17 protein-coding genes are annotated in these 19,279 nt (G+C 71.9%); 15 read left to right on the top strand and 2 right to left on the bottom strand.

The window, feature by feature from the left end; translation table 11 throughout:
• A complete protein-coding gene (nusB, locus tag AMK26_RS29055) occupies positions 1-429 on the top strand; it encodes a transcription antitermination factor NusB (protein ID WP_073758058.1) in 429 nt (142 codons plus the stop codon).
• A 294-nt stretch (positions 430-723) separates the two neighbouring features.
• Here the strand turns inward: nusB and bldD are convergent, their stop codons facing one another.
• A complete protein-coding gene (gene bldD, locus AMK26_RS29050; protein WP_064068023.1) occupies positions 724-1,224 on the bottom strand; it encodes a transcriptional regulator BldD in 501 nt (166 codons plus the stop codon).
• A gap of 197 nt (positions 1,225-1,421) precedes the next feature.
• Here bldD and pyrR point away from each other — a divergent pair, with 197 nt between their 5' ends.
• The 14 genes from pyrR to AMK26_RS28980 all read left to right on the top strand — a co-directional run bounded on the left by pyrR (position 1,422) and on the right by AMK26_RS28980 (position 18,114).
• Positions 1,422-2,009 carry a bifunctional pyr operon transcriptional regulator/uracil phosphoribosyltransferase PyrR gene (gene pyrR, locus AMK26_RS29045; protein WP_073758056.1) on the top strand — a complete coding sequence of 196 codons (588 nt, stop codon included), beginning with the start codon at positions 1,422-1,424 and terminating at the stop codon, positions 2,007-2,009.
• A gap of 123 nt (positions 2,010-2,132) precedes the next feature.
• Positions 2,133-3,113 (top strand): aspartate carbamoyltransferase catalytic subunit, encoded by a 981-nt coding sequence (locus AMK26_RS29040; RefSeq protein WP_073758054.1) that lies wholly within the window; start codon positions 2,133-2,135, stop codon positions 3,111-3,113.
• Positions 3,114-3,115: 2 nt separating this feature from the next.
• Positions 3,116-4,402: a dihydroorotase gene (locus AMK26_RS29035; protein ID WP_073758052.1), complete on the top strand. Its 1,287-nt coding sequence runs from the start codon at positions 3,116-3,118 to the stop codon at positions 4,400-4,402.
• The gene (locus AMK26_RS29030; protein ID WP_073758050.1) at positions 4,399-4,959 is read left to right on the top strand and encodes a PH-like domain-containing protein; all 561 of its coding nucleotides are present in this window, start codon (positions 4,399-4,401) and stop codon (positions 4,957-4,959) included. The genes AMK26_RS29035 and AMK26_RS29030 overlap by 4 nt, the downstream gene beginning before the upstream one ends.
• Positions 4,956-6,098 carry a glutamine-hydrolyzing carbamoyl-phosphate synthase small subunit gene (gene carA, locus AMK26_RS29025; RefSeq protein WP_073758048.1) on the top strand — a complete coding sequence of 381 codons (1,143 nt, stop codon included), beginning with the start codon at positions 4,956-4,958 and terminating at the stop codon, positions 6,096-6,098. Before AMK26_RS29030 ends, carA begins: the two co-directional genes overlap by 4 nt.
• Entirely contained in the window at positions 6,091-9,399 is a 3,309-nt protein-coding gene (carB, locus tag AMK26_RS29020; protein WP_073758046.1) for a carbamoyl-phosphate synthase large subunit, read from the top strand. The genes carA and carB overlap by 8 nt, the downstream gene beginning before the upstream one ends.
• A 59-nt stretch (positions 9,400-9,458) precedes the next feature.
• Entirely contained in the window at positions 9,459-10,562 is a 1,104-nt protein-coding gene (locus AMK26_RS29015) for a quinone-dependent dihydroorotate dehydrogenase (protein ID WP_073758044.1), read from the top strand.
• Positions 10,559-11,401 (top strand): orotidine-5'-phosphate decarboxylase, encoded by an 843-nt coding sequence (gene pyrF / locus AMK26_RS29010; protein WP_073758042.1) that lies wholly within the window; start codon positions 10,559-10,561, stop codon positions 11,399-11,401. Before AMK26_RS29015 ends, pyrF begins: the two co-directional genes overlap by 4 nt.
• Before the next feature lie 344 nt (positions 11,402-11,745).
• Entirely contained in the window at positions 11,746-12,069 is a 324-nt protein-coding gene (locus AMK26_RS29005; protein WP_064068014.1) for an integration host factor, read from the top strand.
• Positions 12,070-12,107: 38 nt separating this feature from the next.
• Positions 12,108-12,701 (top strand): guanylate kinase, encoded by a 594-nt coding sequence (gene gmk / locus AMK26_RS29000; protein ID WP_073758041.1) that lies wholly within the window; start codon positions 12,108-12,110, stop codon positions 12,699-12,701.
• Between the two features lie 40 nt (positions 12,702-12,741).
• A complete protein-coding gene (gene rpoZ, locus AMK26_RS28995; RefSeq protein WP_005319902.1) occupies positions 12,742-13,014 on the top strand; it encodes a DNA-directed RNA polymerase subunit omega in 273 nt (90 codons plus the stop codon).
• A 110-nt stretch (positions 13,015-13,124) separates the two neighbouring features.
• Entirely contained in the window at positions 13,125-14,363 is a 1,239-nt protein-coding gene (gene coaBC / locus AMK26_RS28990) for a bifunctional phosphopantothenoylcysteine decarboxylase/phosphopantothenate--cysteine ligase CoaBC (RefSeq protein ID WP_073758039.1), read from the top strand.
• 241 nt (positions 14,364-14,604) lie between these two features.
• Positions 14,605-15,813, top strand: a complete 1,209-nt coding sequence (metK, locus tag AMK26_RS28985; RefSeq protein WP_073758037.1) for a methionine adenosyltransferase — start codon at positions 14,605-14,607, stop codon at positions 15,811-15,813.
• 147 nt (positions 15,814-15,960) lie between these two features.
• Positions 15,961-18,114 (top strand): primosomal protein N', encoded by a 2,154-nt coding sequence (locus AMK26_RS28980; protein WP_073758035.1) that lies wholly within the window; start codon positions 15,961-15,963, stop codon positions 18,112-18,114.
• A gap of 421 nt (positions 18,115-18,535) precedes the next feature.
• Here AMK26_RS28980 and AMK26_RS28975 read toward each other — a convergent pair whose 3' ends face one another.
• Positions 18,536-19,060 carry a hypothetical protein gene (locus AMK26_RS28975; protein ID WP_073758033.1) on the bottom strand — a complete coding sequence of 175 codons (525 nt, stop codon included), beginning with the start codon at positions 19,058-19,060 and terminating at the stop codon, positions 18,536-18,538.
• Between the last annotated feature and the right edge of the window lie 219 nt (positions 19,061-19,279).

Genomic DNA, 19,279 nt, shown 5'->3' with positions numbered 1-19,279 from the left:
GTGGCTGCCCGGAACAAGGCCCGTAAGCGCGCCTTCCAGATCCTCTTCGAGGCCGACCAGCGTGGGGTGCCCACGCAGGAGGTCCTTGCGGACTGGGTCCGGCACGCCCGGTCCGACGATCGGCAGCCGCCGGTCAGCGACTACACGATGGAGCTCGTCGAGGGGTACGCGCAGTACGCCGGCCGGATCGACGAGCTCATCGCCACCTACGCGGAGGGCTGGGCGCTCGACCGGATGCCGGTCGTCGACCGGAACATCCTGCGCCTGGGTACGTACGAGCTGGTGTGGGTGGACGGCACCCCGGACGCGGTGGCGATCGACGAGGCGGTACAGCTCGCCAAGGAGTTCTCCACCGACGAGTCCCCGTCGTTCGTCAACGGCATGCTGGCCCGCTTCAAGGACCTCAAGCCGAAGCTCCGCCGAGACTGACCGAGCCTGTACGAAGGGCCCGCAGCGCCCCCGCGCGGCGGGCCCTTCGGCATGCCCGCGCCGAGCCGCCCGGCCCTGCCGAGCAGGGAAGCCGACCGCGAGCGTCCGGTACGCGAGCCGCTTCGTACGCGAAACCGCCCCGTACGAGGACCGGCCGGTGCGCGAGCCGCTCCGTACGCGAAACCGCCTGGCACGCGAACCGCCCCGTACGTGAAACCGCCGGGTGCGGTGGGGCGCCCGGGGGCGGCCCCGCACCCGGCGGCGGCAACGTTTCTGCTGTGGCAGGCCCGGAGATCAGGCCTCTTCGTGCGCCACCGCGCGGCGCGCGTCCGCGTCCAGCACGCCCCAGCTGATCAGCTGCTCGGTCAGCACCGAGGGCGACTGGTCGTAGATGACCGCCAGTGTGCGCAGGTCGTCCTGCCGGATCGACAGCACCTTGCCGTTGTAGTCACCGCGCTGCGACTGGATCGTCGCGGCGTACCGCTGCAGCGGGCCCGCCTTCTCCGCGGGGACGTGAGCCAGGCGCTCCAGGTCCAGGACGAGCTTCGGCGGCGGCTCGGCGGCCCCGCCCGGCGTGGTGCCCGGCAGCAGCTCCTGCACCGGGACGCCGTAGAAGTCGGCCAGCTCGGCGAGGCGCTGTACGGTCACGGCACGGTCGCCGCGCTCGTACGAACCGACCACCACGGCCTTCCAGCGGCCCTGGGACTTCTCCTCCACACCGTGGAGGGAGAGGCCCTGCTGGGTGCGGATGGCACGGAGCTTGGCCCCGAGCTGTTTTGCGTATTCGCTGGACATATAGCTCCCGGGACGAAGGCTGGTAACTCACTGTGAGGTTACGCAGCGTTACTTGGCTGCGTCAAGCCGAATGGTCCGTACCGACGGTCTTCCACATCCCGGACCGGAGCAGCCGCCGGGGCCTGGTACCGTGGGTGGCGCAATTCCGACGTCCTTTAAGGTCCGTCCCGTGAGGCGGAGAAGGAGGTCCGTTTCGTATGGACGCCATTCAGCAGTCCGATGCCGCGCGCCCCGTCCTCGAGGGCCCCGACATCGCGCGGGTACTGACCCGCATCGCCCATGAGATCGTCGAGCGCGCCAAGGGCGCCGACGACGTGGTCCTCCTCGGCATTCCCACGCGTGGCGTGTTCCTCGCCCGCCGCCTCGCCGACAAGCTCGAGCAGATCACCGGCCGCAAGGTGCCGGTCGGCTCGCTCGACATCACCATGTACCGCGACGATCTCCGGATGCGGCCCGCCCGCGCGCTCGCCCGCACCGAGATCCCCGGCGACGGCATCGACGGGCGCCTCGTCGTCCTCGTCGACGACGTGCTCTTCTCCGGCCGCACCATCCGCGCCGCCCTCGACGCGCTCGGCGACATCGGCCGCCCGCGCGCCGTCCAGCTCGCGGTCCTGGTCGACCGCGGCCACCGCGAACTCCCCATCCGCGCCGACTACGTCGGCAAGAACCTCCCCACGTCGCTGCGGGAGACGGTCAAGGTCCAGCTCGCCGAGGAGGACGGTCGCGACACCGTGCTGCTCGGTGTCCGGGAGACCGCCCCCACCGCCCCGGCGGGCGGGCAGTAGCACCGCCGTACGCCCCCTTCGTACGGAGTGCCGCCGCCGCACGCCCGCACGCCTGCTGGGCCTGTCCGCGAACAGGTCATCTCCCGGCCCCCGACCTCCACAAAACCGGAGAAACACCCCCCGATGATGCGCCACCTCATCTCGGCCGCCGACCTCACCCGCGACGACGCCGTCCTCATCCTCGACACCGCCGAGGAGATGGCCAGGGTCGCCGACCGGCCGATCAAGAAGCTGCCCACCCTCCGCGGCCGCACCGTCGTCAACCTCTTCTTCGAGGACTCGACCCGTACCCGCATCTCCTTCGAGGCCGCCGAGAAGCGCCTCTCCGCCGACGTCATCAACTTCAGCGCCAAGGGCTCCTCGGTCTCCAAGGGCGAGTCCCTCAAGGACACGGCCCAGACCCTGGAGGCGATGGGCGTCGACGCCGTCGTCATCCGGCACGGCGCCTCGGGCGCCCCGTACCGCCTGGCCACCTCCGGCTGGATCGACGCCGCCGTCATCAACGCCGGTGACGGCACCCACCAGCACCCCACGCAGGCGCTGCTGGACGCCTTCACCATGCGCCGCCGCCTGGTCGGCCGGGACGCCGGGCTCGGCCAGGACCTCGCCGGCAAGCGCATCACGATCGTCGGGGACGTCCTGCACAGCCGGGTCGCCCGCTCCAACGTCGACCTGCTGCACACCCTCGGCGCCGAGGTCACCCTGGTCGCCCCGCCGACCCTGGTCCCGGTCGGCGTCGAGACGTGGCCGTGCGAGATCTCCTACGACCTCGACAGCACCCTGCCGAAGTCCGACGCCGTGATGATGCTGCGCGTCCAGCGCGAGCGTATGAACGCCGCGTTCTTCCCGACCGAGCGGGAGTACTCGCGCCGCTACGGCCTGGACGGCGACCGCATGGCGAAGATGCCCGAGCACGCCATAGTGATGCACCCCGGCCCGATGGTGCGTGGCATGGAGATCACCGCCGAGGTCGCCGACTCCGACCGCTGCACGGTCGTCGAGCAGGTCGCCAACGGCGTCTCCATCCGCATGGCCGTCCTGTACCTGCTCCTGGGCGGCAATGAGTCCGCCGTCAGCCAGACCCGTACCGAGGAGAGCAAGTAAGCATGAGCAAGATCCTGATCCGTGGTGCGAAGGTGCTCGGCGGCGAGGCCCAGGACGTTCTGATCGACGGTGAGACCATCGCCCAGGTGGGTACGGGCCTGTCGGCCGACGGCGCGACCGTCGTCGAGGCCGAGGGGCAGATCCTGCTGCCCGGCCTGGTCGACCTCCACACCCACCTCCGCGAGCCGGGCCGCGAGGACTCCGAGACGGTCCTCACCGGTACCCGTGCGGCCGCCTCCGGCGGCTACACGTCCGTGTTCGCCATGGCCAACACCTTCCCGGTCGCCGACACCGCCGGCGTCGTGGAGCAGGTCTACCGGCTCGGCCAGGAGCACGGCTACTGCGACGTCCAGCCCATCGGCGCCGTCACCGTCGGCCTGGAGGGCAAGAAGCTCGCCGAGCTGGGCGCCATGCACGAGTCCGCCGCCGGCGTCACCGTCTTCTCCGACGACGGCAAGTGCGTCGACGACGCCGTGATGATGCGCCGCGCCCTGGAGTACGTGAAGGCCTTCGGCGGCGTCGTCGCCCAGCACGCCCAGGAGCCCCGCCTCACCGAGGGCGCCCAGATGAACGAGGGCGTCGTCTCCGCCGAGCTGGGCCTGGGCGGCTGGCCGGCCGTCGCCGAGGAGTCGATCATCGCCCGTGACGTGCTGCTCGCCGAGCACGTCGGCTCCCGCGTGCACATCTGCCACCTGTCGACCGCCGGGTCCGTCGAGATCGTCCGCTGGGCCAAGTCGCGCGGCATCGACGTCACCGCCGAGGTCACCCCGCACCACCTCCTCCTGACGGACGAGCTGGTCCGCTCGTACAACCCGGTCTACAAGGTCAACCCGCCGCTGCGCACCGAGCGCGACGTGATGGCGCTGCGCGAGGCGCTGGCCGACGGCACGATCGACATCGTCGCCACCGACCACGCCCCGCACCCGCACGAGGACAAGGACTGCGAGTGGGCCGCCGCCGCCATGGGCATGGTCGGCCTGGAGACCGCGCTCTCCGTCGTCCAGCACACGATGGTCGAGACCGGGCTGCTGGACTGGGCCGGCGTCGCCGACCGGATGTCCTTCAAGCCCGCGAAGATCGGCCGCGCCACCGGCCACGGCCGCCCCGTCTCGGCTGGTGAGCCCGCCAACCTCACCCTCGTCGATCCGGCATACCGTGGTCCCGTGGACCCCGCGGGCTTCGCCTCCCGCAGCCGCAACACCCCCTACGAGGGCCGTGAGCTGCCGGGGCGCGTCACCCACACCTTCCTGCGGGGCCGGGCGACGCTCATGGACGGGAAGCTGGCGTGACACTCATCGAACTTGCTGTGGAGCAGAAATCCGCCGAGGTGACCGACTGGGCCGCCCGGCTCGGCTGGGTCGCCGGGCTGCTGCTCTTCGTCGCGCTCGTCTACTGGCTGATGCGCCAGGGATGGAAGTGGCGCGGCAGCCTCCAGTCGGACCTGCCCGATCTGCCGGGAATGCCGGAAAGCTCCGGCACGGCCAAACTGACCATGACCGGCCGCTACCACGGGTCCACCACCGCCGGGCAGTGGCTCGACCGGATCGTCGCCCACGGCCTGGGTACCCGCAGCCGCGCCGAGCTGACGCTCACCGACGAGGGCCTGGAAGTCGTACGCCCCGGGGCCACCGACTTCTTCGTCCCGGCCGAGCGGCTGCGCGGCGCCCGGCTCGACAAGGGCATCGCGGGCAAGGTCCTCACCGAGGGCGGCCTGCTGGTCGTCACCTGGAAGCACGGCGACACCCTGATCGACTCCGGCTTCCGCTCCGACCGGGCGGCGGAGCACCCCGCCTGGGTCGACAACCTGAACACCATGATCACTACGACGGAAGGCGCCGCACGATGACGACCTCCACCAGGGGAGCCGCCAAGACTCCCGCCGTACTCGTCCTGGAGGACGGCCGCACCTTCCGCGGCCGTGCCTACGGGGCCGTGGGGGAGACCTTCGGCGAGGCCGTGTTCTCCACCGGCATGACCGGCTACCAGGAGACCCTGACCGACCCGTCGTACCACCGCCAGGTCGTCGTGATGACCGCGCCGCACGTCGGCAACACCGGCGTCAACGACGAGGACCCCGAGTCCAAGAAGATCTGGGTCTCCGGGTACGTGGTCCGCGACCCCGCCCGCATCCCGTCCAACTGGCGCTCCCGCCGCACCCTGGACGACGAGCTGGCCGCCCAGGGCGTCGTCGGCATCAGCGGCATCGACACCCGCGCGCTCACCCGCCACCTCCGCGAGCGCGGCGCCATGCGCGTCGGCATCTTCTCCGGCGACGCGATCGCCGACGAAACGACCCTGCTCGCCAAGGTCCAGGCCGCCCCGCAGATGAAGGGCGCGAACCTGGCCGCCGAGGTGGCGACCAGGGAGCCGTACGTCGTCCCCGCGATCGGGAGCAAGAAGTTCACCGTCGCCGCCGTCGACCTCGGCATCAAGGGCATGACCCCGCACCGGATGGCCGAGCGCGGCATCGAGGTGCACGTGCTGCCCGCCACCGCCACCGCCGAGGACGTCTACGCCGTCAACCCCGACGGCGTGTTCTTCTCCAACGGCCCCGGCGACCCCGCCACCGCCGACGGCCCCGTGGCCGTCATGCAGGCCGTCCTGGAGCGCAAGACGCCCCTGTTCGGCATCTGCTTCGGCAACCAGATCCTGGGCCGCGCGCTGGGCTTCGGCACCTACAAGCTCAAGTACGGCCACCGCGGCATCAACCAGCCCGTGCAGGACCGTACGACCGGCAAGGTCGAGGTCACCGCGCACAACCACGGCTTCGCCGTCGACGCTCCCCTCGACAAGGTGTCCGACACCCCCTACGGCCGCGCCGAGGTCTCCCACGTCTGCCTCAACGACAACGTGGTGGAGGGCCTCCAGCTGCTCGACCAGCCGGCCTTCAGCGTCCAGTACCACCCCGAAGCAGCCGCCGGCCCGCACGACGCCGCGTACCTCTTCGACCGCTTCGTATCCCTGATGGAGGCCGAGCGTGCCTAAGCGCACCGATATCCAGTCCGTCCTGGTCATCGGCTCCGGCCCGATCGTCATCGGCCAGGCCGCCGAGTTCGACTACTCCGGCACCCAGGCGTGCCGCGTCCTCAAGTCCGAGGGCCTGCGCGTCATCCTGGTGAACTCCAACCCGGCGACGATCATGACCGACCCGGAGATCGCCGACGCCACGTACGTCGAGCCGATCACCCCCGAGTTCGTCGAGAAGATCATCGCCAAGGAGCGCCCCGACGCGCTCCTGCCCACCCTCGGCGGCCAGACCGCGCTCAACACCGCCATCTCCATGCACGAGCAGGGTGTGCTGGAGAAGTACGGCGTGGAGCTGATCGGCGCCAACGTCGAGGCCATCCACAAGGGCGAGGACCGCGACCTGTTCAAGGGCGTCGTGGAGGAGGTCCGCAAGAAGATCGGGCACGGCGAGTCCGCCCGCTCGGTCATCTGCCACTCCATGGACGACGTCCTCAAGGGCGTCGAGACGCTCGGCGGCTACCCCGTCGTCGTCCGTCCCTCCTTCACCATGGGCGGCGCCGGCTCCGGCTTCGCGCACGACGAGGAGGAGCTGCGCCGCATCGCCGGCCAGGGCCTGACGCTGTCTCCGACCACCGAGGTGCTCCTGGAGGAGTCCATCCTCGGCTGGAAGGAGTACGAGCTGGAGCTGATGCGCGACAAGCACGACAACGTCGTGGTCGTCTGCTCGATCGAGAACTTCGACCCGATGGGCGTCCACACCGGTGACTCGATCACCGTCGCCCCGGCCATGACGCTCACCGACCGCGAGTACCAGATCCTCCGTGACGTCGGCATCGCGATCATCCGCGAGGTCGGCGTCGACACCGGTGGCTGCAACATCCAGTTCGCGGTCAACCCCGAGGACGGCCGGGTCATCGTCATTGAGATGAACCCCCGCGTCTCCCGGTCCTCGGCGCTCGCGTCCAAGGCCACCGGCTTCCCGATCGCGAAGATCGCGGCCCGCCTCGCCGTCGGCTACACGCTCGACGAGATCCCCAACGACATCACCGAGAAGACCCCGGCCTCCTTCGAGCCGACCCTCGACTACGTCGTCGTCAAGGCGCCGCGCTTCGCCTTCGAGAAGTTCCCCTCCGCCGACTCCACGCTGACCACCACCATGAAGTCGGTCGGCGAGGCCATGGCCATCGGCCGGAACTTCACCGAGGCCCTGCAGAAGGCGCTGCGCTCCCTGGAGAAGAAGGGCAGCCAGTTCACCTTCACCGGCGAGCCCGGCGACAAGGACGAGCTGCTGCGCGAGGCCGTGCGCCCCACCGACGGCCGCATCAACACCGTCATGCAGGCCATCCGCGCCGGCGCGACGCCCCAGGAGGTCTTCGACGCGACGAAGATCGACCCTTGGTTCGTCGACCAGCTCTTCCTGATCAAGGAGATCGCCGACGAGCTGGCCGCCGCCGAGAAGCTCGAGCCCGAGCTGCTCGCCGAGGCCAAGCGCCACGGCTTCTCCGACGTCCAGATCGCCGAGATCCGGGGCCTGCGCGAGGACGTCGTACGTGAGGTCCGGCACGCCCTCGGCGTCCGCCCGGTCTACAAGACGGTCGACACCTGCGCCGCCGAGTTCGCCGCCAAGACCCCGTACTTCTACTCCTCGTACGACGAGGAGAGCGAGGTCGCGCCGCGCGAGAAGCCCGCGGTGATCATTCTCGGCTCCGGCCCGAACCGCATCGGCCAGGGCATCGAGTTCGACTACTCGTGCGTCCACGCCTCCTTCGCGCTCAGCGAGGCGGGCTACGAGACCGTGATGGTCAACTGCAACCCGGAGACCGTCTCGACGGACTACGACACCTCCGACCGCCTGTACTTCGAGCCGCTGACGCTCGAGGACGTGCTGGAGATCGTCCACGCCGAGTCCCTGGCCGGCCCCATCGCGGGTGTCGTCGTCCAGCTCGGCGGCCAGACCCCGCTGGGCCTCGCCCAGGCGCTCAAGGACAACGGTGTGACGGTCGTCGGCACCTCCCCGGAGGCCATCCACGCCGCCGAGGACCGTGGCGCCTTCGGCCAGGTCCTCGCCGAGGCCGGGCTGCCCGCCCCCAAGCACGGCACCGCGACCACCTTCGCCGGCGCCAAGGCCATCGCCGACGAGATCGGCTACCCGGTCCTCGTACGCCCGTCGTACGTGCTCGGCGGCCGGGGCATGGAGATCGTGTACGACGAGGCGCGCCTGGAGGCGTACATCGCCGAGTCCACCGAGATCTCCCCGACCCGCCCGGTCCTCGTCGACCGGTTCCTCGACGACGCCATCGAGATCGACGTCGACGCGCTGTACGACGGCACCGAGCTCTACCTCGGCGGCGTCATGGAGCACATCGAGGAGGCCGGCATCCACTCCGGCGACTCGGCGTGCGCCCTGCCCCCGATCACGCTCGGCGGCCACGACATCAAGCGGCTGCGCGCCTCCACCGAGGCGATCGCGCGCGGCGTCGGTGTCCGCGGCCTGATCAACATCCAGTTCGCGATGGCCGGCGACATCCTGTACGTCCTGGAGGCCAACCCGCGCGCCAGCCGTACGGTTCCCTTCACCTCCAAGGCGACCGCCGTGCCGCTGGCGAAGGCCGCCGCCCGCATCTCGCTGGGCGCCACCATCGCCGAGCTGCGCGCCGAGGGCCTGCTGCCGAAGAACGGCGACGGCGGCACCCTGCCGCTGGACGCGCCGATCTCCGTCAAGGAGGCCGTCATGCCGTGGTCGCGCTTCCGCGACGTGCACGGGCGTGGCGTGGACACCGTCCTCGGACCGGAGATGCGCTCCACCGGCGAGGTCATGGGCATCGACGCTGTCTTCGGCACGGCCTACGCCAAGTCGCAGGCCGGCGCCTACGGCCCGCTGCCCACCAAGGGGCGTGCCTTCATCTCGGTCGCCAACCGCGACAAGCGCTCGATGATCTTCCCGGCGCGCGAGCTGGTCGCCCACGGCTTCGAGCTGCTGGCCACCTCCGGCACCGCCGAGGTCCTCAAGCGCAACGGCATCAACGCCACCGTCGTGCGCAAGCAGTCCGAGGGCGAGGGCCCGGGCGGCGAGAAGACCATCGTGCGCCTCATCCACGACGGCGAGGTGGACCTCATCGTCAACACCCCGTACGGCACCGGTGGCCGCCTCGACGGCTACGAGATCCGCACCGCGGCCGTCTCCCGTGGCGTCCCGTGCCTGACGACGGTCCAGGCGCTCGCCGCCGCCGTCCAGGGCATCGACGCGCTCAACCATGGCGGAGTGGGCGTACGTTCCCTCCAGGAACACGCGGAACACCTGATCGCGGCCCGCGACTAGCAGCCCACGAGGGGGACACCGTCGAACGGTGTCCCCCTCCTCATGAGGACACCACCACCATGTACAAGCTCTTCTTCCGGCTGTTCTTCTCCCGGATGGACCCGGAGCAGGCCCACTACCTGGCCTTCCGCTGGATCCGTCTGGCCGCCCGCATCCCGGTGCTGCGCACGTTCGTCGCCGCCGCCCTGGCCCCCCGCTACAAGGAGCTGCGCACCGAGGCCTTCGGCCTGCGCATGCACGGCCCCTTCGGGCTCGCCGCCGGCTTCGACAAGAACGCCGTCGCCATCGACGGCATGGCGATGCTCGGCTTCGACCACGTCGAGATCGGTACGGTCACGGGCGAGCCGCAGCCCGGCAACCCCAAGAAGCGCCTCTTCCGCCTCGTCGCGGACCGCGCCCTGATCAACCGCATGGGCTTCAACAACGACGGCTCGGCGGCCGTCGCCGCCCGCCTCCACGCGCGCGTGCCGGTCTTCAGGACGGTCGTGGGCGTCAACATCGGCAAGACCAAGGTCGTCCCGGAGGCCGACGCCGCCGCCGACTACGTGAAGTCGACCGAGCGGCTCGCCCGCCACGCCGACTACCTGGTCGTCAACGTCTCCTCGCCGAACACCCCAGGCCTCCGCAACCTCCAGGCCACCGAGTCCCTCCGGCCCCTCCTCACGGCCGTCCGCGAGGCCGCCGACCGCACGGTCACCGACCGCCGCGTCCCGCTCCTCGTCAAGATCGCGCCCGACCTGGCCGACGAGGACGTCGACGCGGTCGCCGACCTGGCCGTGGAGCTGGGCCTGGACGGCATCATCGCCACCAACACCACCATTGCCCGCGAGGGCCTGAAGTCCGCCCCCGCCCTGGTGGCCGAGACCGGCGGCCTGTCCGGGGCGCCGCTCAAGGAGCGCTCCCTGGAGGTGCTGCGCCGCCTCTACGCGCGCGTGGGCGACCGCATCACGCTCGTCGGCGTCGGCGGCATCGAGAACGCCGAGGACGCCTGGCAGCGCATCCTCGCCGGCGCCACCCTGGTCCAGGGCTACAGCGCCTTCATCTACGAGGGCCCCTGCTACGCCCGCGCCATCCACAAGGGCCTCGCCGCCCGGCTGAACGCCTCCCCGTACGCCACCCTCGCCGAGGCCGTCGGCGCCGACACCCGAAAGGCCGCCGTATGAGCCCGCTGGAACCCTTCGGTGCCCGTCTGCGGCACGCCATGGACGCCCGGGGCCCGCTGTGCGTCGGTATCGACCCGCACGGCTCCCTGCTGTCCGCCTGGGGCCTGAACGACGACGTGGCGGGCCTGGAGCGCTTCACCCGTACGGTCGTGGACGCGCTGGCCGACCGGGTGGCCGTCTTCAAGCCGCAGAGCGCCTTCTTCGAGCGGTTCGGCTCGCGCGGGATCGCCGTCCTGGAGCGGGCCGTGGCGGACCTGCGGGACGCGGGCGCGCTGGTCGTGATGGACGCCAAGCGCGGCGACATCGGCTCCACCATGGCCGCCTACGCCGAGACGTACCTGCGCAAGGACTCCCCGCTCTTCTCCGACGCGCTGACGGTCTCCCCGTACCTCGGTTACGGCTCGCTCAAGCCGGCCGTCGACCTGGCCCGCGAGAGCGGCGCCGGGCTGTTCGTCCTCGCCCTCACGTCCAACCCGGAGGGCGCGGAGGTGCAGGGCGCGCGCCGTGAGGACGGCCGGACCATCGCCGCGACCATGCTGGCCCACCTCGCCGAGGACAACGCGGGGGAGAGCCCCCTGGGCTCCTTCGGCGCGGTCGTCGGCGCCACGCTCGGCGACCTCTCCTCGTACGACCTGGACATCAACGGCCCGCTGCTCGCCCCCGGCATCGGTGCCCAGGGCGCGACCCCGGCCGATCTGCCGGGCGTCTTCGGCGCGGCCGTGCGCAATGTCGTGCCCAGCGTCAGCCGTGGCGTGCTGCGCCACGGTCCGGACGCTGCGGCGCTGCGCGAGGCGGCGCGGCGGTACGCGGACGAGGTGCGGGCGGCGGTCGGCGCCTGACGCCGCACGCCACCCGTACGGCCGGAGCCCACGGTCACCCCGAGGTGACCGTGGGTTCCGGCGTTCGGGGCGGCTTCGAGGTGTGATGCGGCTCACGTTCGAGCGGCCTGTGCTCGCCACCGTCGGAATCTGCGCGCAAAACGGAGTCGTTATGTCTTAAATGTCTGGGTAGGTCGATGCTGACCAGGACTTTTCCTTCGTTCTCGCTGACTCTGGCGGCCATGGCCGCTAGTCTCCGTCGCAGAGCCAACGTGCACTGCGTTGCTCGTTGCTCCCCTGGTGTGGGCCGACTAGGTTCCTCACCGGTCCGTATCCGACAGTTCGACATCCGAGGTGACGTAGGCGTGGCTCTTCCGCCCCTTACCCCTGAACAGCGCGCAGCCGCGCTCGAAAAGGCCGCCGCGGCTCGCCGGGAGCGGGCCGAGGTCAAGAATCGACTCAAGCACTCCGGCGCCTCGCTCCAGGAGGTCATCAAGCAGGGCCAGGAGAACGAGGTCATCGGCAAGATGAAGGTCTCCGCACTCCTGGAGTCCCTGCCCGGCGTGGGCAAGGTCCGCGCCAAGCAGATCATGGAGCGGCTCGGCATCTCCGAGAGCCGTCGTGTGCGGGGTCTCGGCTCCAACCAGATCGCGTCCCTGGAGCGCGAGTTCGGCAGCACCGGGGCCTGACGTCCGGGGCACCGGAGTAAACCTGGAATAATCGCCCCATGGCTGCAACATCCCGGGGGACCGCCCCCGAGCCCCCGGACGTACGTCCGCGACTGACCGTGCTCTCCGGCCCCTCCGGGGTCGGCAAGAGCACGGTCGTCGCTCATATGCGCAAGGTCCACCCCGAGGTCTGGCTGTCGGTGTCCGCCACGACCCGCAAGCCGCGACCCGGCGAGCGGGACGGCGTGCAGTACTACTTCGTCGGCGACGACGAGTTCGACAAGCTGGTCGCCAACGGCGAACTGCTGGAGTGGGCCGAGTTCGCCGGCAACCGCTACGGCACCCCGCGCCGTGCGGTGCTGGAGCGGATCGAGGCGGGCGAGCCCGTGCTGCTGGAGATCGACCTCCAGGGCGCGCGGCTGGTCCGCGAGTCGATGCCGGAGGCCCAGCTGGTCTTCCTGGCCCCGCCGAGCTGGGAGGAGCTGGTCCGCCGGCTGACCGGCCGCGGCACGGAGCCGCCGGAGGTCATCGAGCGGCGCCTCGAAACAGCCAAGATCGAACTCGCGGCGGAATCCGAGTTCGACACCACCCTCGTCAACACCTCCGTCGAGGACGTAGCCCGTGAGCTGCTAGCCTTGATGCAAGTTGTTTGATCTTTGTCCCATTTTCCAGAAGTTTTTCGGAAGGTAGAGCGTGTCCTCTTCCATCACCGCGCCCGAGGGCATCATCAACCCGCCGATCGACGAGCTGCTCGAGGCCACTGACTCGAAGTACAGCCTCGTGATCTACGCGGCCAAGCGTGCGCGTCAGATCAACGCGTACTACTCGCAGCTCGGTGAGGGCCTGCTGGAGTACGTCGGTCCGCTGGTGGACACCCACGTCCACGAGAAGCCGCTCTCGATCGCCCTGCGTGAGATCAACGCGGGTCTGCTGACCTCCGAGGCCATCGAGGGCCCGGCCCAGTAGGCGCCCCACTGCACAAGTCATGACAGGCCCGGTGGACACTCCGCCGGGCCTGTGGTGTGTCATGGAGACCGTAGTAGCGACAGCAACGGGCCGGAGCCGGGAGGCATTGAGTGGACAAGCCGAAGGTCGTCCTCGGAGTCAGCGGTGGCATCGCCGCCTACAAGGCGTGCGAGCTGCTGCGGCGGCTGACCGAGTCCGGCCATGACGTACGGGTCGTCCCGACCGGCGCCGCCCTGCACTTCGTGGGCGCCGCCACCTGGTCCGCGCTCTCCGGGAACCCCGTCTCGACCGAGGTCTGGTCGGACGTCCACGAGGTCCCGCACGTACGCATCGGGCAGCACGCCGACCTCGTGGTCGTCGCCCCGGCCACCGCCGACATGCTGGCCAAGGCCGCCCACGGCCTCGCCGACGACCTGCTGACCAACACGCTGCTCACCGCCCGCTGTCCGGTGGTCTTCGCGCCCGCCATGCACACCGAGATGTGGGAGCACCCCGCCACCCAGGAGAACGTCGCCACGCTGCGCCGCCGGGGCGCCGTGGTGATCGAGCCGGCCGTCGGCCGCCTCACCGGCGTCGACACCGGCAAGGGCCGGCTGCCCGACCCGGACGAGATCTTCGAGATCTGCCGCCGGGTCCTCGCACGCGGCGCCGCCGCCGAGCCCGACCTCGCGGGCCGCCATGTCGTGGTCAGCGCGGGCGGCACGCGCGAGCCGCTGGACCCGGTGCGGTACCTGGGGAACCGTTCCTCCGGCAAGCAGGGGTACGCCCTCGCCAGGATCGCCGCCGCCCGGGGTGCCCGGGTGACGCTGATCGAGGCCAACACCGGCATGCCGGACCCGGCGGGCGTCGACGTGGTCCACGTGGGCACCGCCGTCCAGCTGCGTGAGGCGGTGCTCAAGGCGGCGGCCGACGCGGACGCCGTGGTGATGGCCGCGGCCGTCGCGGACTTCCGCCCCGCCACGTACGCCGAAGGCAAGATCAAGAAGAAGGACGGCCAGGAGCCGGCGCCCATCGTGCTGGTCCGCAACCCGGACGTCCTGGCCGAGATCTCCGCGGAACGCGCCCGTCCGGAGCAGGTGATCGTCGGCTTCGCCGCCGAGACCGATGATGTTTTGGCCAATGGTCGGGAGAAGCTCCGCCGCAAGGGGTGTGACCTGCTCGTGGTGAACGAGGTGGGGGAGCGCAAGACCTTCGGCTCGGAGGAGAACGAGGCCGTGGTGCTGGCCGCCGACGGCGCGGAAACCCCCGTACCGTACGGGCCCAAGGAGGCCCTCGCGGAGACTGTGTGGGACCTCGTCGCACCCCGGCTGCGGGCCTCGGACACCACCGACTCGGATACATCTGGATGAATCTCTCATTTCGCCCTTTGGGCGGATGAAACCCCAGGAAAACCGGCGTTCCGGTCCGCGGGGAGAGCTGATCGTCCTACCGCCGATACGGCAGATGTGGCCGATCCGGCTCCCAACGTGCGAGACACCTGGTCCAACGGCCGAGAGCGCCCGATAAACTGTCCTCGGAACGACGCGGGGCGCAGCCCCCTGCCGGTCCGCAAATGATCAGCCAGCAGCCGCTGCAAACCCAGGGAGCGTTGTGTCCCGTCGTCTGTTCACCTCGGAGTCCGTGACCGAGGGTCACCCCGACAAGATCGCTGACCAGATCAGCGACACGATTCTCGATGCGCTGCTGCGGGAGGACCCCACCTCCCGTGTGGCCGTGGAGACGTTGATCACCACCGGCCTGGTGCATGTGGCCGGCGAGGTGACGACCAAGGCGTACGCCGACATCCCCACGCTGGTGCGCAACAAGATTCTGGAGATCGGTTACGACTCGTCGAAGAAGGGCTTCGACGGCGCGTCCTGCGGAGTCTCCGTCTCGATCGGCGCGCAGTCGCCGGACATCGCGCAGGGCGTCGACACGGCGTACGAGAAGCGTGTCGAGGGCGACGAGGACGAGCTGGACAAGCAGGGCGCGGGCGACCAGGGTCTGATGTTCGGGTACGCGTCGGACGAGACGCCCGAGCTGATGCCGCTGCCGATCCACCTGGCGCACCGGCTGTCCAAGCGTCTGACCGAGGTCCGCAAGAACGGCACGATCCCCTACCTGCGCCCGGACGGCAAGACCCAGGTCACCATCGAGTACGACGGTGACAAGGCCGTCCGCCTGGACACGGTGGTGGTCTCCTCGCAGCACGCCTCGGACATCGATCTGGAGTCGCTGCTGGCGCCCGACATCCGCGAGTTCGTCGTCGAGCATGTGCTGGGGCAGCTCCTGGACGACGGCATCAAGCTGGACACGGAGGGCTACCGGCTGCTGGTCAACCCGACGGGGCGGTTCGAGATCGGCGGCCCGATGGGTGACGCCGGCCTGACCGGCCGCAAGATCATCATCGACACGTACGGCGGTATGGCCCGTCACGGCGGCGGCGCGTTCTCCGGCAAGGACCCCTCCAAGGTGGACCGCTCGGCCGCCTACGCGATGCGCTGGGTGGCGAAGAACGTCGTCGCGGCCGGGCTCGCCTCGCGCTGCGAGGTCCAGGTCGCGTACGCCATCGGCAAGGCCGAGCCGGTCGGCCTGTTCGTGGAGACCTTCGGCACCGCCAAGGTCGAGGTGGAGAAGATCGAGACGGCGATCAGCGAGGTCTTCGACCTCCGCCCGGCCGCCATCATCCGCGACCTCGACCTGCTGCGCCCCATCTACGGCCAGACGGCCGCCTACGGCCACTTCGGCCGCGAACTCCCCGACTTCACCTGGGAGCGCACCGACCGCGTCGACGCGCTGCGCAAGGCCGCGGGGCTGTAAGCCGCCCTGTGTTCTTCCGAAGTCCGGCGCCCTTTTCCGGGGCGCCGGACTTCGGCGTTTCAGCAGCCGTGGCCGGGATGGCGGACGGCCACGATGTCCCGCCGCCGACCGCGGGCGTTGTCAGTGGGCTCTGGTAGGAATGGGGCTGTGAGCAGCGAGAACGGGAAGCCGGAGGGTGGCGGCGGCCGGGGGGCCGAGCCGCCCGAGCAGCTCGCGCTCATACGGGAGACCGTGCGCAAGGCGAAGGTGCCCCGCGCCAAGCCACGGACGTGGCGGGGAGCCGCGCTGGCCAAGGAGCTGCCGGTCGCGCGGGTCGTCGTGAACAAGGGCGTGCTGCACCTGGACCAGTTCTTCGACTATGCCGTGCCCGAGGAGCTCGACGCCGCCGCGCAGCCGGGGGTGCGGGTGCGGGTGCGGTTCGGGGCCGGGGCGCACCAGGTGCGGGACGGGCGGCGCGAGGGCGGGCGCCTCATAGACGGGTTCCTGGTGGAGCGCCGCGCCGAGTCGGACTACTCGGGGCCACTGGCGGCGCTCGCCGACGTGGTGTCGCCGGAGCCGGTGCTCAGCGCCGAGCTGCTGGACCTGGCGCGGGCGGTGGCCGATCGGTACGCCGGGAGCCTTGCCGATGTGCTCCAGCTGGCCGTCCCGCCGCGCAACGTGAAGGCCGAGCGGAAGCCGTCGCCCGAGCCGCTGCCGCCGCCCGCCGCGCCGGAGCCCGGGACGTGGGAGCGGTACGCACAGGGGCCGGCGTTCCTGGCGGCGCTCGCGGGCGGCCGGTCGCCGCGGGCCGTGTGGAACGCGCTGCCCGGGCCGTACTGGGCGGAGGAGCTGGCCAGGGCGGTGGGCGCCACGCTCGCGTCGGGGCGCGGCGCGCTCGTCGTGGTGCCCGACGGGCGGGCGGCCGGGCGGGTGGACGCGGCGCTGACCGCCGTGCTGGGGGAGGGGCGGCACGCGGTGCTGACCGCCGAGGCCGGGCCCGAGAAGCGGTACGGGCAGTGGCTCGCCGTGCGGCGCGGGGCCGTACGCGCGGTCGTCGGGACGCGGGCGGCGATGTTCGCCCCGGTGCGGGACCTGGGGCTCGTCGCCATCTGGGACGACGGTGACTCCAGCCACAGCGAACAGCACGCGCCCCTGCCGCACGCGCGCGAGGTGCTGCTGCTGCGCGCCGCACACGACAAGTGCGGCTTCCTGCTGGGCGGTACGAGCTGCACGGTCGAGGCCGCCCAGCTCGTCGAGACCGGCTGGGCACGGCCGCTGGTGGCGCCCCGGGAGCGGGTCAGGGCCGCCGCGCCGCTGGTACGGACCGTGGGGGACGGGGAACTGGCCCGTGACGAGGCGGCGCGGGCGGCCCGGCTGCCGTCGCTGGCCTGGCAGGCGGCACGGGAGGGCCTCAAGTCCGGGCCGGTGCTGGTCCAGGTGCCCCGGCGGGGGTACGTACCCCGGCTGGCGTGCGAGCGGTGCCGGACGCCCGCGCGGTGCCGGCACTGCGCGGGGCCGCTGGAGGCGCCGGAGCAGCGGGAGCTGCGGTGCGGCTGGTGCGGGCGGGGCGCGCCCGACTGGCACTGCGCCGAGTGCGGGTCCGTCCGGCTGCGGGCCCAGGTGGTGGGCGCGCGGCGCACGGCGGAGGAGCTGGGGCGGGCGTTCCCGGCCGTGCCGGTACGGACGTCGGGGCGGGACCACGTCCTGGACACCGTGCCGGGGCGCCCCGCGCTGGTGGTGAGCACCCCGGGCGCCGAGCCGGTCGCCGAGGGCGGGTACGCGGCAGCGCTGCTGCTGGACGGCTGGGCGATGCTCGGGCGGGCCGACCTGCGGGCGGGCGAGGAGGCGCTGCGGCGCTGGATGGACGCCGCGTCGCTGGTGCGCGGCCAGGACGAGGGCGGCACCGTCGTGATCGTCGCCGAGCCGACGCTGCGGCCCGTGCAGGCACTGGTGCGGTGGGACCCGGTCGGCCACGCCCAGCGCGAGCTCGCCGAGCGGGCGGAGCTGGGCTTCCCCCCGGTCTCCCGGATGGCGTCGGTGACCGGGCGGGCGGAGGCGGTCGCGGCGTTCCTGGCCGCCGCCGAGCTGCCGCCGACCGCCGAGGTCCTCGGCCCCGTGCCGCTCCCGCCCCCACCCCCGGGCGCGCCGCGCCGCCCCGGGGACGCCCCACCGGGTGAGGTCTGGGAGCGCGCGCTGCTGCGGGTCCCGCCGGGGAGCGGGGCGGCGCTGGCGGCCGCGCTGAAGGCGGCGCAGGCGGCGCGGCTGGCGCGCGGAGGCACGGAACCGGTGCGGGTGCGGGTGGACCCGCCGGACATCGGCTGAGGGTGCGTGTGGGGCCGCCCCTCCCCGAAACCGGGGGCTCCGCCCCCGGACCCCCGGGAGTCCCACGGGGGCCGACGCCCCCCGCCCCCGGAACGCGGCAGCTTGGTGCCACGCGGGCCCCTCGGGGCGGGGCGGTTCACCGGGGCTGGGCGCGGGCGGCTGCGTGCTGCGCGGAACCCGAGGGCGGGGCGGATTCGCGGGCCGGTACGGGCCGCCCTGGGCACGGGCGGCTGCGCACTCGCGGGGGCTTCCGGGCCGACCGGAAGGGCCGGTGTCGCAGCGGCTGGGGCGGGCGTCCTGGTGCGGCGCGGTTCGGGCCGGGCGCTGCGGGAGGCTTCGGGGCTTGGCGGACACGGGGGTGCCGCACGGGGCGGCCGCCCGGCTTTCCCTGCGGCGAGGGGGCCGGGCGGCCGCGTGGGGGTCAGCCGTTGCGCGGGCCGGGGAAGGCGCTCGGGCGGACCTCGTCGCGGAGGGTCTGGGAGCCGGAGGTGGGCTGGGGCGGCATCGAGCGCGCGGCCGGGACCGAGGGCACCGTCCGCGTACCGCCGCCCGGCTCGACGACGTGGTCCGCCTCCGTGGTGGCCGTCTGCTGGGCCGCCGCCCTCCGGGCGCCGTACCGGCGGTGGACCGCCTGCTTGGTGACCCCGAGGGCCGAGCCCACCGCGTCCCACGAGAAGCCCAGCGAACGGTCGAAGTCCACCGCCGCGGTCACCAGGGTCTCGACGCTGTCCCGCAGCTCCTGCGCCAGCCGGACGGTGGGGGCCGGGGCCCTGCCGTAGACGACGAAGCCCGTGGACGGGCCGGATCGCCGCGGGCGGTACACATTGCCGAGCTGGGCGGTGAGCGTGCGCAGCGCGTCCACCTGCCGGCGGACCCGCTCGATGTCCCGCACCAGCAGGTGCAGGCTCGCCCGGGCTTGGGCGTCGTGGGTTGCGTGGTCGGCCATTTACAAGCCTCTCGAACCGGCGTTGAAAGGGGTGGGCCGCTCCGAGGCGGCGGCCCGTTTCGGTCAATCTGCCTTGACCAACGCGCCACCCGTGGTCGGGGTCACGCTGCGGGGGCGTATCCGCATATGCGCAGGGCGCGCAAGGCGACGTACGCCCCCGCTCCCCACCGGCCCCTAAACTGGTGCGTCGCCCGCCACCGCCACCGAACAGACAGGCAG

Source organism: Streptomyces sp. CB03234, assembly GCF_001905885.1.
In the GTDB taxonomy this organism is placed as follows: Bacteria; Actinomycetota; Actinomycetes; order Streptomycetales; family Streptomycetaceae; genus Streptomyces.
The sequence above is the reverse complement of the archived record's forward strand: the minus strand, read 5'-3'. Positions and strand labels throughout refer to the sequence as shown.

What these genes read in the sequence shown, in the direction of transcription:
- pyrF (WP_073758042.1), top strand. Translation starts at nt 10,559, where the DNA reads ATGAGCCCGCTGGAACCCTTCGGTGCCCGTCTGCGGCACGCCATGGAC.
- AMK26_RS29015 (WP_073758044.1), top strand. Translation starts at nt 9,459, where the DNA reads ATGTACAAGCTCTTCTTCCGGCTGTTCTTCTCCCGGATGGACCCGGAG.
- AMK26_RS28975 (WP_073758033.1), bottom strand. Translation starts at nt 19,060, where the DNA reads ATGGCCGACCACGCAACCCACGACGCCCAAGCCCGGGCGAGCCTGCAC.
- pyrR (WP_073758056.1), top strand. Translation starts at nt 1,422, where the DNA reads ATGGACGCCATTCAGCAGTCCGATGCCGCGCGCCCCGTCCTCGAGGGC.
- AMK26_RS29035 (WP_073758052.1), top strand. Translation starts at nt 3,116, where the DNA reads ATGAGCAAGATCCTGATCCGTGGTGCGAAGGTGCTCGGCGGCGAGGCC.
- AMK26_RS29040 (WP_073758054.1), top strand. Translation starts at nt 2,133, where the DNA reads ATGATGCGCCACCTCATCTCGGCCGCCGACCTCACCCGCGACGACGCC.
- carA (WP_073758048.1), top strand. Translation starts at nt 4,956, where the DNA reads ATGACGACCTCCACCAGGGGAGCCGCCAAGACTCCCGCCGTACTCGTC.
- gmk (WP_073758041.1), top strand. Translation starts at nt 12,108, where the DNA reads ATGGCTGCAACATCCCGGGGGACCGCCCCCGAGCCCCCGGACGTACGT.
- bldD (WP_064068023.1), bottom strand. Translation starts at nt 1,224, where the DNA reads ATGTCCAGCGAATACGCAAAACAGCTCGGGGCCAAGCTCCGTGCCATC.